We start from the raw sequence: 12,795 nt of genomic DNA on the forward strand, positions 1-12,795 counted from the left end.
GCCGTCGGAGGGCGAATGTCCAACAGGCGGATAATCCGTGCTCTCACGCTGTCGGAGCAGCGAAGATGACGTGGCGGGAGGGGGCGGTCGTGGACGTCGTGGCGCAGTGGGTGAGCACCGAGTGGACCAGACTCTCCCGGGGCGGGCCGGGTGCGGCGCGGCGTAACGCGGTGCCTGTGGGGTTTCGGTTGCCGGGCCGCCGATCCGGTGTCGTGCACGAGGTGTCCATAACGGAGCGTAACAACTTCGTGCCTGTGGAGTCGATCGACGTCGAGCCGCCGGAGCGGGAGCCGGGCGCGGGCCGGTCGGGGCTGCGGCTGGTCCGGGCGGACCGGGGCGTCCGGGTCGAGTTGCTGCTCGCCCGGCACGGCGCCCCGGGCCGGGACCATCGTCCGCCGGGCGTGTGGCTGGGGCCGGGGCAGTGGCTGCGCTGGCAGGTGAACTACCGGATGTCGTGGCCGGTGAGCGAGGGCGGCCGGTGGGAGTACCGCCAGGACACCCTCAACTTCGCGGTGGGCCCGGCCGATCCGGAGTTGTTCTTCGGCGAGCCCACCCGGCACGTCGACGAGCGGGGTTTCCTCAGATGAGGGGGATCACTTGCTCGGCTCGGGGACGTCGCACTTGACCTTGGGGTTGACGCCCATCCAGTTCAGCGGCCCGGCGACGGTGGTGACGATGACCGTGCCCGCCTCCGCGCAGCTGGCGTCTTCGCTGTCGGAGAAGTAGCCGCGCTCGTAGGCGGCGATGACGCCGAGCACGAGCCAGATGACGATGAGAACCGCACCGATACGCATGAGAGCCTCCAAACGGGGATGAGCGGCGAATACCCCGTTGGAGGCGATCATTAAACGGGCTTGCGGGCCTGCAGGGTGTACGTGTGCGGCAGCCGCTCCGGCTTCTCGGTGAGCTGCCACTCACCGCCGTCGATCCGGCGCATCCGTCCCGGCAGGGCGTCCCACGGCACGCTCTGGTGTTCTTCGAGTCCGGTGAGGACGAGCCCGGCTTCGAGGATCGCGGTGACGGTCTCGCCGATGCCGTGGTTCCACTCGTGGGTGACGCTGTGGGTGAACGCGTGGTCGGTCGCCACGTACGTCCCCGGCTCGTCGTAGATCTGCGGCTGTTCCTGCTCGAAGTACGGCTCGGCCAGGGCGATGACCCCGTCGGTGCGGTCGTAGTCGAGCGCCCACAGCACCGGGTGCCCCTCACGGAGGAACAGCCGGCCGCCCGGTGCGAGCAGCGACGCGACGGTCTGCGCCCAGCGTCGCACCGAGGGCAGCCAGCAGAGCGCCCCGATCCCGGTGTAGACCAGGTCGAATTCGCCTTCCAGGGCCTCGCGGGCCGCGTACACATCGCTTTGAACGAAATCGATCTCGGCGCCGGCGGCGAGAGCGATGGAGCGTGCTTCGGTGAGCGAGGCGCCGGAGAAGTCGAGGCCGGTCATGTCGGCGCCGAGCCGGGACAGCGAGACGGTGTCGGTGCCGATGTGGCACTGGAGATGCACGCCTCGCAGCCCGGACACGTCGCCGAGCCGTTGTCGGTCGAATCGCACCACGTCGCTCAGGAACGCCGGATCGTCGGCGAACCTGGCGACACCGTAATCGGGCGAACTCGCGTGGGCGGCCGCCCGATCATCCCAATTGGCACGGTTCAGCGAGAGATAGTCGGTCATATTCCGGACGCTATGCGATCACGGAACCAGAGCGCACTGCGTTTAGGCGTACGCGTCTGGGTCTCGTAATCGACGTGCACCAGGCCGAACCGTTTCGCGTAGCCCTCGGCCCACTCGAAGTTGTCCATGAGCGACCACGCGAAGTAGCCGCGCACGTCGGCGCCCTGGGCGCGGGCCGCGGCGACCGCGTCGACGTGGGCCGCGAGGTACGCGGTCCGCTCGGTGTCCTCGACGAACCCGTCCGGGTCCGGGTGGTCCGGGTAGACCGCGCCGTTCTCGGTGACCACGAGCGGGAACCCGTAGTCGCGGTGCAGTCGCAGCAGCAGCGTGGTGAACCGGTCCGGGGTGACCGGCCAGCCCAGGTCGGTACGCGGCGCGTCCGGCTTGATCTCCCGGACGACCGGGCGGCCGGCCGCGTCGACGGTGTTGCCGTCGAGGTCGCGCCCGGCGAAGTCCTGCCCGAAGTAGAAGTTGACCCCGAGCAGGTCGATCGGCGTCGAGATGATCTCCATGTCCCCGTCGCGGACCGGCAGTTCGTAGCCGCGGGCCGCGAGATCCTCGACGACGTCCGCGGGATACCGGCCGTGCCGGAGCGGGTCGAGGAAGATCCGCGCCACGTTGCCGTCGGCTCGCCAGGCCGCCGCGATGTCCAGCGGGTCGTCGGACGCGGGGGTGGCCGTGCCGATGTTGAGCGGGATGCTGACCGTTCTGTCCGGAGACCGCAACTGGGAGGCCAGCAGCCCGTGCCCGAGCAGCAGATGGTGGGTGGCCGCGACGGCCGCACCGGGATCCCGCCGGCCGGGCGCGAAGACGCCGTGTTCGTAGCCGAGGTAGGCGACGCACCACGGCTCGTTGACCGTCGAGAAGTTCCGCACGCGATCTCCCAGACGGGAGATGACGAAGGAGGAGTACTCGGCGAGCCGGTAGGCGGTGTCCCGGTTGGCCCAGCCCCCGGCGTCCTCCAGTTCCTGCGGCAGATCCCAGTGGTAGAGCGTCAGCCACGGCTCGATCCCGTTGCCCAGCAGCTCGTCGACCAGCCGGTCGTAGAAGGCCAGGCCCGCCGGATTCGCCGGACCGCGCCCGTTCGGCTGGATCCGGGTCCACGAGGTCGAGAACCGGTACGCGTTCACCCCCAGACTCTTGATCAGTTGCACGTCCGACGGCATCCGGTGGTAGTGGTCGCATGCCACGTCGCCGGTCTCGCCGACCACGTCGCGGGCGAACGTGTCCCAGATGGACGGGGTCCGCCCGTCCTCGCCGGCGGCGCCCTCGACCTGATAGGCCGAGGTGGCAACGCCCCAGGTGAATTCCATCAGCTCTCCATCAGCCAGCAGGCCACCGAGCGGTCCCCGCGCGGCGTGAGCACCGGGATCCTCTCCGAACACGGGTGGAAGGCCTTCGGGCACCGCGGGTGGAACGAGCACCCGCCCGGCATGCCCTTCAGGTCGGGCGGCGAGCCGGGGATGCCGGTCAGCTCGCGGCGCGGTCCCCGCAGGGCCGGGAAGGATCCGAGCAGACCCGAGGAGTACGGGTGGAGCGCGTCCCGGTAGATCGCGGCGGCCGGCGCCTCCTCGACGATCCGGCCGCCGTACATGATCGCGATCCGGTTGGAGAACTCGACGAGCAGCGACAGGTCGTGGGTGATGAAGATGACCGAGAAGCCGAGCCGTTCCCGCAGCTCCACGAGCTGGCCGAGGATCTGCCGCTGCATCACCACGTCGAGCGCGGTGGTCGGCTCGTCCATGATCACGACCTGTGGCTGGAGGATCAGCGCCATGCCGATCATGACGCGCTGCCGCATGCCGCCGGAGAGCTGGTGCGGGTAGGCGTCCATCCGGTCCGGCGCGATGCCGACCAGTTTCAGCATCTCCCGGGCCCGGGCGTTGCGGCTGTTCTCGCTCATCTTCGGGTCGTGTGCCCGGAGCACGTCGGTGAGCTGGGTGGAGATCTTGTGCACCGGGTTCAGCGAGTTCATCGCGCCCTGGAACACGATCGCCGTCTCGGCCCACCGGAACGCCTGCAACTGGCGGTCGGTCAGGCCCAGGACGTCGTACGGGTCGCCCTTCTCCGGGTGGTAGATCACCTCGCCGCCGGTGATCGCACCGGGCGGCGGCAGCAGGCGGGTCATGCCGTAGGCGAGGGTGGACTTGCCGGATCCGCTCTCCCCGGCCAGTCCCAGCACCTCGCCGCGGTGCAGGGTGAGGCTGACGTCGCGGATCGCGTGGACCGCCTGATCGCCGAGACCGTAGTCGACGTTCAGGTTGCGGATCTCCAGAACGGGCTCGTTCACGGGGTGGGCTCCTTCCGGATGACCGGGGTGAAGCCGATGCGCATCCGTACCGTACGCCCGGTGTTGGTCTTGATCTTGGTTTTTCCGGCGCTGCGGAGCCGGGGGCTGACGAACTCGTCGATGCCGAAGTTGACGAGCGCGAGCGCGGTGCCGAGAACCGCGATGGCCAGACCCGCCGGCACGAACCACCACCAGGCGTTCTGCGCGAGCGCCTGCTGACCCTGCGCCCAGAACAGGATGGTGCCCCAGTTCCAGGTGGTGGCCGAGGTGACGCCGATGAACGCCAGGGTGATCTCGGAGAGCACCGCGAAGATGACGGTGCCGACGAAACCGGAGGCGATCACCGCGGTGAGGTTGGGCAGCAGCTCGAAGACGATCACCCGCCAGGTCCGCTCGCCGGTGGCCCGGGCCGCTTCGACGAAGTCGCGCCGCCGCAGCGACAGCGTCTGCGCCCGTAGCACGCGGGCGTTCCAGGACCACGAGGTGAGGCCGATGACCAGCGCGATCAGCCAGTCCTCGGCATTGTCCAGGCTGGACGTGATGATGATGATCAGCGGCAGCGCCGGGATCACCAGAAAGACGTTGGAGAGCGCGGAGAGCACCTCGTCGGTCTTGCCGCCGACGTAACCGGCGGTCACCCCGATGAGGACGGACAGCACGGTCGCCACGATGCCGGCGAAGAAGCCGACGAACATCACGCTGCGGGTGCCGGCCAGCAGCTGACTGAACACGTCCTGGCCCAGGTGGGTGGTGCCCATCCAGTGCTCGGTGGACGGTGGCTGGACCAGGTCGCCGCCGCGGGCGCCCGGGTCGTACGGGACGATCCACGGCCCGATGATCGCCAGCACCCCGTAGACGGCGAGGATGACCAGGCCGAAGGCCGCCTTCTTGTTGGCGACGAACCGGAACCGTTGCCGTTTCGCGGGCGCCGCGATCGGTGTCACCTGCTCCATCGTCACAGCGGAAGCAGTCATCGCTCAGCCCTCCTTGCGGGTGCGCGGGTCGAGGAGCAGGTACGCGATGTCCGCCAGCAGGTTGGCCACCAGCACCGAGATCGTGATGATCAGGAAGATGCCCTGCATGAGCGGGTAGTCCGAGGCGCCCAGCGCCTGGAACAGCTGGAACCCGACACCCGGGTACGAGAAGACGATCTCCACGAGCAGTGTGCCGCCGACGATGAAGCCGAGGGACAGCGCGAAGCCGGAGACGTTGGGCAGCAGCGCGTTGCGCGCCGCGTAGCTCATCGCGACCCGCCGGTCGGACAGGCCCTTGGCGTGCGCCACGGTGATGTAGTCCTCGGACGAAACGGTCACCATCATGTTGCGCATGCTGAGGATCCAGCCGCTGACCGAGGAGATCAGGATGGTCAGGGCGGGCAGCAGGCTGTGCTGGATGGCGCTCGGGATGAAGTACTGGTCGAACGCCGGCACCAGGCCCGCGTCGAAGCCGCCGGACGACGGGAAGAAGCTGTCCGGGCCGGTGAACAGGTAGATCGCGATGATGCCGAGCCAGAAGTAGGGCACCGACGACAGGAACGTGGTGACCGGCAGCAGACCGTCGGTCCACGAGCCGCGCCGCCAGCCGGCCAGCACGCCGAGCCCGGTGCCGAGCAGGAAGCTGATCACCGTGGTGATGCCGACCAGCAGCAGCGTCCACGGGAGGCTGCTGCTGATGATCTCGGACACCGGAGTGGGGAAGAAGGTGAACGACAGGCCCAGGTCGCCGGAGAGCAACTGCTGCCAGTAGTCGACGTACTCCTCCCACAGGTTGGCGTCCTTGTTCAGACCGAACAGGACGTACAGGGAGTCGATCGCCTTGCTGCTGAGCTGGCCCTGGTACTTGGTGACCAGCGCCTGCACCGGGTCGCCCGGGATCATCCGGGGGATGAAGAAGTTCAGGGTGATCGCGGCCCACGCGGTGAACAGGTAGAACGCGACGCGCTGCAGGAAGTACTTCATTTCGCCACCTCTTCGGTGTCGTACAGCCAGCAGGCGGCCCAGTGCCCGGGCACGTCACCGATCTGCAGCGGCACCGGCAGCTCGGTCGAACAGCGCGGCATCGCCGACGGGCAACGAGGGTGGAAGCGGCATCCGCTGGGCGGGTGGATCAGGCTCGGCGGCTCGCCGCCGTCCTTCGGGGAGGAGGCGTCGGAGACGCCGGTGAGCCGGTCCGGGTCCGGGGCGCTTTCGATCAACAGCCGGGTGTACGGGTGAGCCGGCGATTGGGTGACCGTCTCGCTGTCGCCCCCCTCCACCATCCGGCCCGCGTACATGACCATCGTCTCGTCGGCGAAGTACCGGGCCGACGCGATGTCGTGGGTGATGTACAGGATCGCCAGGTTGAGGCGCTCCTTGAGATCACGCAGCAGGTTCAGGATGCCGAGCCGGATCGACACGTCCAGCATGGACACCGGCTCGTCGGCGAGCAGGGCCTCCGGTTCGGCGCCGAGCGCCCGGGCGATCGCGACCCGCTGCCGCTGGCCGCCGGACAGCTCGTGCGGGAACTTGTCCAGGTACCGCTCCGGCGGGGTGAGCGCGACCCGGTCGAGCAGCGTGTGCAGCGCCTGCTCCAGCTCGGCGTCGGTGGACCCGGCGTTGCCGTGCACCTTCAGCGACCGGGTGAGGTGGTAGCGGATGGTGTGCACCGGGTTCAGCGACGCGAACGGGTCCTGGAAGATCATCTGAACCCGGGCGCAGTAGCGGCGGAACGCCGTTCCCGCCCTGACCTTCGTCGACTCGCCGTGCAGCCGGATGTCGCCGCCGGTGCGGGGATAGAGCTGGGCGAGCAGGCGGGCCACCGTGGACTTGCCCGAGCCGGACTCGCCGACCAGGGCCACCACCTGACCGCGTCGGAGGGTGAGGTTCACGTCATCGACGGCGTGAACCGCGTCATGCCGGTTGGAGAAGAGATCGCGCAGTCGGCGGCGGACGGGGAAGTGCTTGGTCAGGCCGATCGCCTCGAGCACCACCTCGTCGGCCGGCGCCTTCGCGTCCGGGATCGACGTCATGGGCGGGGTTCCTTCGTACAGGGGAGGGCGGGCGCCCCGGGGACAGGCCGGGGCGCCCGCGAGCGGCGATCAGGAGTTGGCGGGCTTCAGCTTGAGCACGACGGTCAGCGCACCGGCCTGGGTGGGCTGCAGGGGGGCGTACGAGTCGGAGTCCGACGGCCAGCCGACCCAGTTCTTGGTGCTGTACGCGCCACCGACGTTGTCCGAGCCGATCGGCAGCATCGGGGCCTGCTCCACGAAGATCTTCTGGATCGTCGCGAGCGCGGTCTTGCGGGCCGCGTCATCGGTGGCGTTCGAGTACGCCTTGAGCGCGGCGGTCGCCTCCGGGCTCCGGAAGCGGCCGAAGTTGCCCTGCTGAGCGGCGGTGCCGATCGGCTTCATGAGGTCGCCGTCCATCACCGTCTGGTAGATGTCGAACGGGGTCGAGCCGCCGTTCGTCCAGCGGATGGCGGCCTCGAAGTCGCCCTTCTGCACGTTGGCGTCCCAGACGTTCTGGTTCGGCTTCTCCACCGTGGCCTCGATGCCGATCTCCGCCAGGTTGCTCTTGATGATCTCCAGCGAGGTCTGGTAGTCGGACCACGGCGCCGGGTCGGTGAGCTTGATGGTCACCGGCTTGCCGGACTTGTCCAGCAGCTTGGTGCCGTCGTACTTGTAGCCCGACTCCTCGAGCAGCTTCTTGGCGCCGGCCGCGTCGACCGTGAACGTCTTGCCCTTGAACTCGTCGGTGACGTAGGCGTCACCCGCGCCCTCCGGCAGGCCGGTGACGCTCTTGATCTCCGGGTGGAAGTAGCCGGCCTCGGCCTGCACGAAGATGTCGTTGCGGTTGATGACCATGTTCATGGCCTGCCGCAGCTTCGGGTCGTCGAACGGCTTCTTGGTGGTGTTGATGTAGAGGCCGTGGATGCCCAGCACGCCCGGCGCCCAGACCTTGTAGTGCTCCGGGTCCTTGGCGACGAAGGTCTGCTGGTAGTTCGGGATGAAGACGAAGCTCCACTCCGAGGCGCCGCTGGCGAGGGCGGTCGCCTGCGCGTTGTTGTCGGCGTAAGAGGTGTAGCGGAGTTCCTTTACAGCCGGTTTGGTACCCCAGTAACCGCTCTCCCGGGCGGTAAGGATCGTGGCCTGCTGGGAGAACGACTTCAAGACGTACGGGCCACTGCCGATCGGGTCCTTGATCGGGTCGGCGGCCGGGTCCGAGATCTTCTCCCAGACGTGCTTGGGGAGGGTCGGGGTCTGCCCGATGACCTTGTGATGCGTGGTGAACTGCGAGGTCTTGAAGGTCATCTTGACCTTGTTGCCGTCCGCCGTGATCGAGTCGTACGGAATGGCGAAGATGTTGAGCGCCTCGTTGCCCTTGATCAGGGTGTGCGTGAACACCACGTCCTCGGCGGTCAGCGGCTTGCCGTCGGACCAGGTGACGCCGTCCCGGATCACCAGGTCGACGGTCTTGTAGTCGGCGGACCACTTGATCTCGCTGGCCAGCCACGGGGTCAGCGGCTCGGACGGCCTGGTGTTGTTCCACTGTCCGAGGGGCTCGTAGATCATCCAGCGGTAGCCGAGGGAGGCGGCGGCCGAGGTCTGGATGAACGGGTTGTTGTTCTCGGTGACGGTGCCGTTGGGCATGCCGATCGACAGGAAGTCCGTCTTGTTACCGTTCGCGGCATTCTTGTTGTCGTTCGGCGAGTCGCCGCACGCGGCGAGCCCGCCGCTTGCGAGCACACCGGCCAGGGCGATCGTGAAAAGCCTTCTTCTCTGCATCGAAACGCTCCTTGCGGAATTCACGTGGTGAAGGGGTGAAAGGGGTGCCCGAAGGCGTGCGGCATCGCGTGACCGGCCGGCGGCCGGCCCCGGGTGCCACCGATCGCCGGCCGTGGGCGGCCGGTCGGTGCGAGGACCTGTGGGGTTTACGGGTGGAGCGAGAGAACGGTCAGGTGGAGGAGCGGACCGTGAAGGTCGCCGGGATGATCGTGGGCCGGTTGGGCAGCGGGGTGCCCTCGAAGTGGGCGAGCAGCGTACGGGCCGCCGCCTCGCCCATCTCGCGCATCGGCTGGTGAACCGTGGTCAGCGGCGGCTGGGTGTGCGCCGCCATCGGGATGTCGTCGAAGCCGACGACCGCGACGTCGTCCGGGATGCGGCGGCCGGACTCCAGCAGCGCCTGCATGGCCCCGGCCGCGGAGATGTCGTTGTGGCAGAAGACGGCGTCGAATTCGACACCGGCCGCGACGGCCCGGTGGATCGCCTCGGCGCCGACGCCGAAGGTGAAGTCGCCCAGCATGATCCGTTCCTCGGGCACCGGATGACCCGCCTCGGCATACACCGAGGCGAACCCGTCCCGGCGTTGCTGGGTGCAGCCGAACTGGGACGGACCGGTGATCATGAGCGGCTTCCGCCGCCCGATCCCGAGGAGATGGCGGGCGGCCGCGCCGGCGCCCGTGTGGTTGGTCGTGCCGATGCTCGGGATCCGTCCCGCCTGCTGGTCGCGGTCGTCGATCAGGACCATCGGCAGGCCCCGGGAGTGCAGCGTGGCGATGTAGTCGAGGGTGCCCTCCGGCTCGATGACCAGCAGCCCGTCGAAGGACTTGGCCGCGACCTGGGCGGCGAACTGGCGCATCGAATCCGCGCCACGGTTGCAGGTGAACAGGAGCAGGCCGTACTCCTCAGCCTCGAGGACGTCGACCGCGCCCTGCACCACCTCGCCCATCCACGGCCAGGTGAGCGAGGGGACCAGCATGGCGACCACCCGGGTACGCCCACGGGCCAGATTGACCGCCCGGGCACTCGGGACGTAGCCGAGCTCGTCGATGACCGCCCGGACCCGGGCCGCCGTCGTCTCGTCCAGCTCACCCTTGCCGTTGAGAACCCGGGACACGGTGGTCTTACTGACCTTGGCCCGGGCCGCCACGTCGGCGATGGTGATGGCCACGCTCGCTCCTAGATGTTGCCAATGGTGTTGCCTGCGTGTGTCGGAACCGGTTTCGGTACCGGTTCCGGCAGTCAACCCCAGTGAGTGCGGTCACGTCAACGTGCCGCGGGACCTAATTCGATTTCAAGACGGTAACCGCACTGTTGAATCCATATTTATCCCCAGATTCGGGAGAATGACCCCGAGTGGGGCGTCGATCATCAGATCGGCATAGGGCTCGCCGCGGGTCACGCCCCGGTTCACGATCGCCACCCGGACCCCCTCCCGAACCGCACGCAGCACGAACCGGCGGCCCGACATGACGGTCAGCGACGACCCCAGAATCAGCAGCGTGCGCGCGCCCTCCACCAGCGCGAACGCCCGCGCCACCCGGTCCGCCGGGACGGTCTCGCCGAAATACACCACGTCCGGCTTCAACATCCCGCCGCAAGCCCGGCAGTCCACCACCGTGAACCCGGCCACCTCGGCGTCGTCCAGCTCCACGTCCCCGTCCGGGTTCACCGTGGCCGCCACCGCCGCGAACCCCGGGTTCGCCGCCGTGAGCCGCTCCTCCAACTCGGCCCGGCCGGACAGCCCTCCACAGTCCAGACAGACGATCCGGGCCAGATTGCCGTGCAACTCGATCACGTCCCGGGCGCCGGCCGCCTGGTGCAGCCCGTCCACATTCTGCGTGATCACCCCGCTGACCAGACCACTGTCCTGAAGCCGCGCCACCGCCAGGTGCCCCTCGTTGGGGCGGGCGTCACCGATCGTCCGCCAGCCCAGATGACTGCGCGCCCAGTAGCGCCGCCGGGCGACCGGATCACCGGTGAACGTCTGATACGTCATCGGCGTGGACCGGCGGGCCGAACCGGACGGGCCCCGGTAGTCCGGGATCCCCGAGTCGGTCGACAGGCCGGCGCCGCTGAGCACCACCACACCGCCCTCGGCCACGAGCGCGTCCAGCCGCCCCGCCTGCTCCACCACCTCTGGATCCATGCCACCCATCGTCCCTCGCGCGGGTGACAGGCCGAGCACCACGTACGGGTGGAGCCACGGGAATCGACCGGTGCGCGCCCGCCCGCCGGCGAGTAGGTTGATTCTCGTGATCGCGGTCGCGCAGCCGGCAGCCCGCCCCTGGGACGGGCAGCGCGTTCTGCGTTTCCTCACCGGTCTGGCGATGCTCGCCCTGGCGGTCACCCTACGACTGCCCGGCCCGGTTACGGAGATACCGGTCACAGCGGCGCCCGCGGTCTCGCAGATCGCCGGCTCCTCCTCTTCGGAAGTCGCCGGCTCCACCGCAGTCGCGGCTTCCGCTCAGCACCCGGCTTCCGCTCAGCCCGCCGCTTTCGCTCAGCCCGCCGCTTTCGCTCAACCCCCGGCCTCCCCGGCCGCTCCGGCCGAGACCGTCGCCGACCGGATCCCCGCCGGCCAGGTCCCCGGCGCCGACGGCTCCCGCGCACCTCCCACGGCCCGCTGACGCGTCCTGTCCGGACCCGTCGACACCAGCCGTAGATCCACTACCTGGAGGTGCTTCATGGAAACCGTCCTGCAGGCCTTTCTCGGAGCGGTGCCGCAGGCCACCGCCGTCTGGCTGATGATCCTGCTCGCTCTGGCCATCGCGGTCGCCGTCGCGGCGCTGCCCCGTGGCGTGACGGCCCCCGTCGCGCCGGCCGCCGACGACAACCGGTTCGCCGACGAACTCGAGGCGGCCGCCGTCGAGGCCGCCCGAACCGCTGACCGCCGCCGCACCGAGTGGCTGGGCGCCCAGACCGCCGTCGACGAGGCCTGGCAGGCGTACGAGGAGGCCGCCGAGGCCGCCCGCCGGGTCGCCGCCGCCACCGCCTTCCCGCTGATGAGCCGCCGCCGCAAGCCGGGGGAGAACGTCGACCGTCAGCGTTACCTGCACCGCGCCGCCACCGAGCTGTGCCGCACCCAGGACCTGTCGATCGCCCAGCTCAACGACGTGTTCGCGCACCGCGGCTGGAACCCCCGGCTGCACCCCGTCCAGCAGGAGCCGGAGCTGCGCAACGCGGTCCGGGCCCACCGCTTCGAGGCGTACCGGAAGGCCGTCGAGCGGGAGCGGGCCGCCTGGCGCGGGGCCGAGGCCGCCGCCGAGACGCTGCGGTCCCTGCGCGCCGACGCGGCCGCCGCCCGGCTGAGCGGCCCGGAGGCGGAGACCGCCGGACGGCACTGGTGGGCCGAGCAGTGGACACCGGCGGAACTCCCCGCCGCCGCCTGACGGCCACCGGCTGAGCCGCACCGTTCCCAGCGGGCTGTGACAACCTCCCGGTAACGTGGCCGGGCGGGACGGCGGTACACACCCGCAAGGAGGCGAAGGTGACGATTACTCCCGCAGGCGATTCCTCGTCCGTGGTCCGGATACACCGGGCCGCGCTCATCGAGGACGCCGTGCACGAGATCGTCGAACGCCGTCTGCGCGGTCGCGGCTGGAAGCCGTACATCACCGCGTACACCGGCTACGGCGCACCCGGCTGGGCCCGGGTGATGGCCCGGGTGCTGCTCAGCCGCCCCGGACCGGTCCGCCGCCGGCGGGAGAAGGTCCGCGGCTGGCGCAGCTTCACCACCACCCCGGTGAGCAGCGCCCTGGTCCGCATCGAGATCGGCGGCACGGTCACCGAGGCGCGCACCGACCGCAGCGGCTATCTCGACTGCCTGGTCAAGGGTGACCTCGACCCCGGCTGGGGCACGGCGAAACTCTCCACCGAGGGCACCGCACCGATCGACGCACCGATCCGGGTGATCGATCCCACAGTGAAACTCGGCGTGATCTCCGACATCGACGACACGGTCATGGTGACCACCCTGCCGCGGCCCCTGCTCGCCGCGTGGAACACGTTCGTCCTCGACGAGCACGCCCGCGCCGCCGTCCCCGGCATGGCGGTCCTCTACGAGCGGCTGGTCAACGC

At 69.4% G+C, this 12,795-nt stretch carries 14 protein-coding genes; 4 read left to right on the plus strand and 10 right to left on the minus strand.

Features of this window, described 5'->3' with window-relative positions; translation table 11 throughout:
- Nucleotides 1-65 precede the first annotated feature (65 nt).
- The gene (locus AB0I88_RS26460) at nt 66-587 is read left to right on the plus strand and encodes a hypothetical protein (RefSeq protein ID WP_361029934.1); all 522 of its coding nucleotides are present in this window, start codon (nt 66-68) and stop codon (nt 585-587) included.
- A 6-nt stretch (nt 588-593) separates the two neighbouring features.
- Here AB0I88_RS26460 and AB0I88_RS26465 read toward each other — a convergent pair whose 3' ends face one another.
- From AB0I88_RS26465 to AB0I88_RS26510, 10 genes are all read right to left on the minus strand, one after another.
- Nucleotides 594-794 (minus strand): hypothetical protein, encoded by a 201-nt coding sequence (locus tag AB0I88_RS26465; protein WP_361029937.1) that lies wholly within the window; start codon nt 792-794, stop codon nt 594-596.
- Between the two features lie 50 nt (nt 795-844).
- Entirely contained in the window at nt 845-1,669 is an 825-nt protein-coding gene (locus AB0I88_RS26470) for a class I SAM-dependent methyltransferase (RefSeq protein ID WP_361029939.1), read from the minus strand.
- Complete coding sequence (locus AB0I88_RS26475) at nt 1,666-2,982, minus strand: GH1 family beta-glucosidase (protein WP_361029941.1); 1,317 nt, start codon at nt 2,980-2,982, stop codon at nt 1,666-1,668. Before AB0I88_RS26475 ends, AB0I88_RS26470 begins: the two co-directional genes overlap by 4 nt.
- A complete protein-coding gene (locus AB0I88_RS26480) occupies nt 2,982-3,959 on the minus strand; it encodes an ABC transporter ATP-binding protein (protein ID WP_361029944.1) in 978 nt (325 codons plus the stop codon). The genes AB0I88_RS26475 and AB0I88_RS26480 overlap by 1 nt, the downstream gene beginning before the upstream one ends.
- Complete coding sequence (locus tag AB0I88_RS26485) at nt 3,956-4,933, minus strand: ABC transporter permease (protein WP_361029947.1); 978 nt, start codon at nt 4,931-4,933, stop codon at nt 3,956-3,958. Before AB0I88_RS26485 ends, AB0I88_RS26480 begins: the two co-directional genes overlap by 4 nt.
- Nucleotides 4,934-4,936: 3 nt before the next feature.
- On the minus strand, nt 4,937-5,917 hold the full coding sequence (locus AB0I88_RS26490) for an ABC transporter permease (RefSeq protein WP_361029949.1): 981 nt from the start codon (nt 5,915-5,917) through the stop codon (nt 4,937-4,939).
- Nucleotides 5,914-6,966: an ABC transporter ATP-binding protein gene (locus AB0I88_RS26495; protein ID WP_361029952.1), complete on the minus strand. Its 1,053-nt coding sequence runs from the start codon at nt 6,964-6,966 to the stop codon at nt 5,914-5,916. The genes AB0I88_RS26490 and AB0I88_RS26495 overlap by 4 nt, the downstream gene beginning before the upstream one ends.
- A gap of 69 nt (nt 6,967-7,035) precedes the next feature.
- Entirely contained in the window at nt 7,036-8,721 is a 1,686-nt protein-coding gene (locus AB0I88_RS26500; RefSeq protein ID WP_361029955.1) for an ABC transporter substrate-binding protein, read from the minus strand.
- A gap of 169 nt (nt 8,722-8,890) precedes the next feature.
- Entirely contained in the window at nt 8,891-9,886 is a 996-nt protein-coding gene (locus tag AB0I88_RS26505) for a LacI family DNA-binding transcriptional regulator (RefSeq protein ID WP_361029958.1), read from the minus strand.
- Nucleotides 9,887-10,009: 123 nt separating this feature from the next.
- Nucleotides 10,010-10,873 carry an NAD-dependent protein deacetylase gene (locus tag AB0I88_RS26510; protein WP_361029961.1) on the minus strand — a complete coding sequence of 288 codons (864 nt, stop codon included), beginning with the start codon at nt 10,871-10,873 and terminating at the stop codon, nt 10,010-10,012.
- Nucleotides 10,874-10,970: 97 nt separating this feature from the next.
- Between AB0I88_RS26510 and AB0I88_RS26515 the strand changes: the two genes are divergently transcribed.
- The 3 genes from AB0I88_RS26515 to AB0I88_RS26525 form a co-directional block, all read left to right on the plus strand.
- Complete coding sequence (locus tag AB0I88_RS26515) at nt 10,971-11,345, plus strand: hypothetical protein (protein ID WP_361029964.1); 375 nt, start codon at nt 10,971-10,973, stop codon at nt 11,343-11,345.
- Between the two features lie 57 nt (nt 11,346-11,402).
- Entirely contained in the window at nt 11,403-12,107 is a 705-nt protein-coding gene (locus AB0I88_RS26520; protein ID WP_361029967.1) for a hypothetical protein, read from the plus strand.
- A gap of 98 nt (nt 12,108-12,205) precedes the next feature.
- On the plus strand, nt 12,206-12,795 hold a 590-nt coding region (locus tag AB0I88_RS26525), incomplete at its 3' end, for a phosphatase domain-containing protein (RefSeq protein WP_361029969.1).

Source organism: Actinoplanes sp. NPDC049802, from assembly GCF_040656595.1.
Classification (GTDB): Bacteria; Actinomycetota; Actinomycetes; order Mycobacteriales; family Micromonosporaceae; genus Actinoplanes.

What these genes read in the sequence shown, in the direction of transcription:
- AB0I88_RS26460 (WP_361029934.1), top strand. Translation starts at nt 66, where the DNA reads ATGACGTGGCGGGAGGGGGCGGTCGTGGACGTCGTGGCGCAGTGGGTG.
- AB0I88_RS26465 (WP_361029937.1), bottom strand. Translation starts at nt 794, where the DNA reads ATGCGTATCGGTGCGGTTCTCATCGTCATCTGGCTCGTGCTCGGCGTC.
- AB0I88_RS26470 (WP_361029939.1), bottom strand. Translation starts at nt 1,669, where the DNA reads ATGACCGACTATCTCTCGCTGAACCGTGCCAATTGGGATGATCGGGCG.
- AB0I88_RS26475 (WP_361029941.1), bottom strand. Translation starts at nt 2,982, where the DNA reads ATGGAATTCACCTGGGGCGTTGCCACCTCGGCCTATCAGGTCGAGGGC.
- AB0I88_RS26485 (WP_361029947.1), bottom strand. Translation starts at nt 4,933, where the DNA reads ATGACTGCTTCCGCTGTGACGATGGAGCAGGTGACACCGATCGCGGCG.
- AB0I88_RS26490 (WP_361029949.1), bottom strand. Translation starts at nt 5,917, where the DNA reads ATGAAGTACTTCCTGCAGCGCGTCGCGTTCTACCTGTTCACCGCGTGG.
- AB0I88_RS26495 (WP_361029952.1), bottom strand. Translation starts at nt 6,966, where the DNA reads ATGACGTCGATCCCGGACGCGAAGGCGCCGGCCGACGAGGTGGTGCTC.
- AB0I88_RS26500 (WP_361029955.1), bottom strand. Translation starts at nt 8,721, where the DNA reads ATGCAGAGAAGAAGGCTTTTCACGATCGCCCTGGCCGGTGTGCTCGCA.
- AB0I88_RS26510 (WP_361029961.1), bottom strand. Translation starts at nt 10,873, where the DNA reads ATGGGTGGCATGGATCCAGAGGTGGTGGAGCAGGCGGGGCGGCTGGAC.
- AB0I88_RS26520 (WP_361029967.1), top strand. Translation starts at nt 11,403, where the DNA reads ATGGAAACCGTCCTGCAGGCCTTTCTCGGAGCGGTGCCGCAGGCCACC.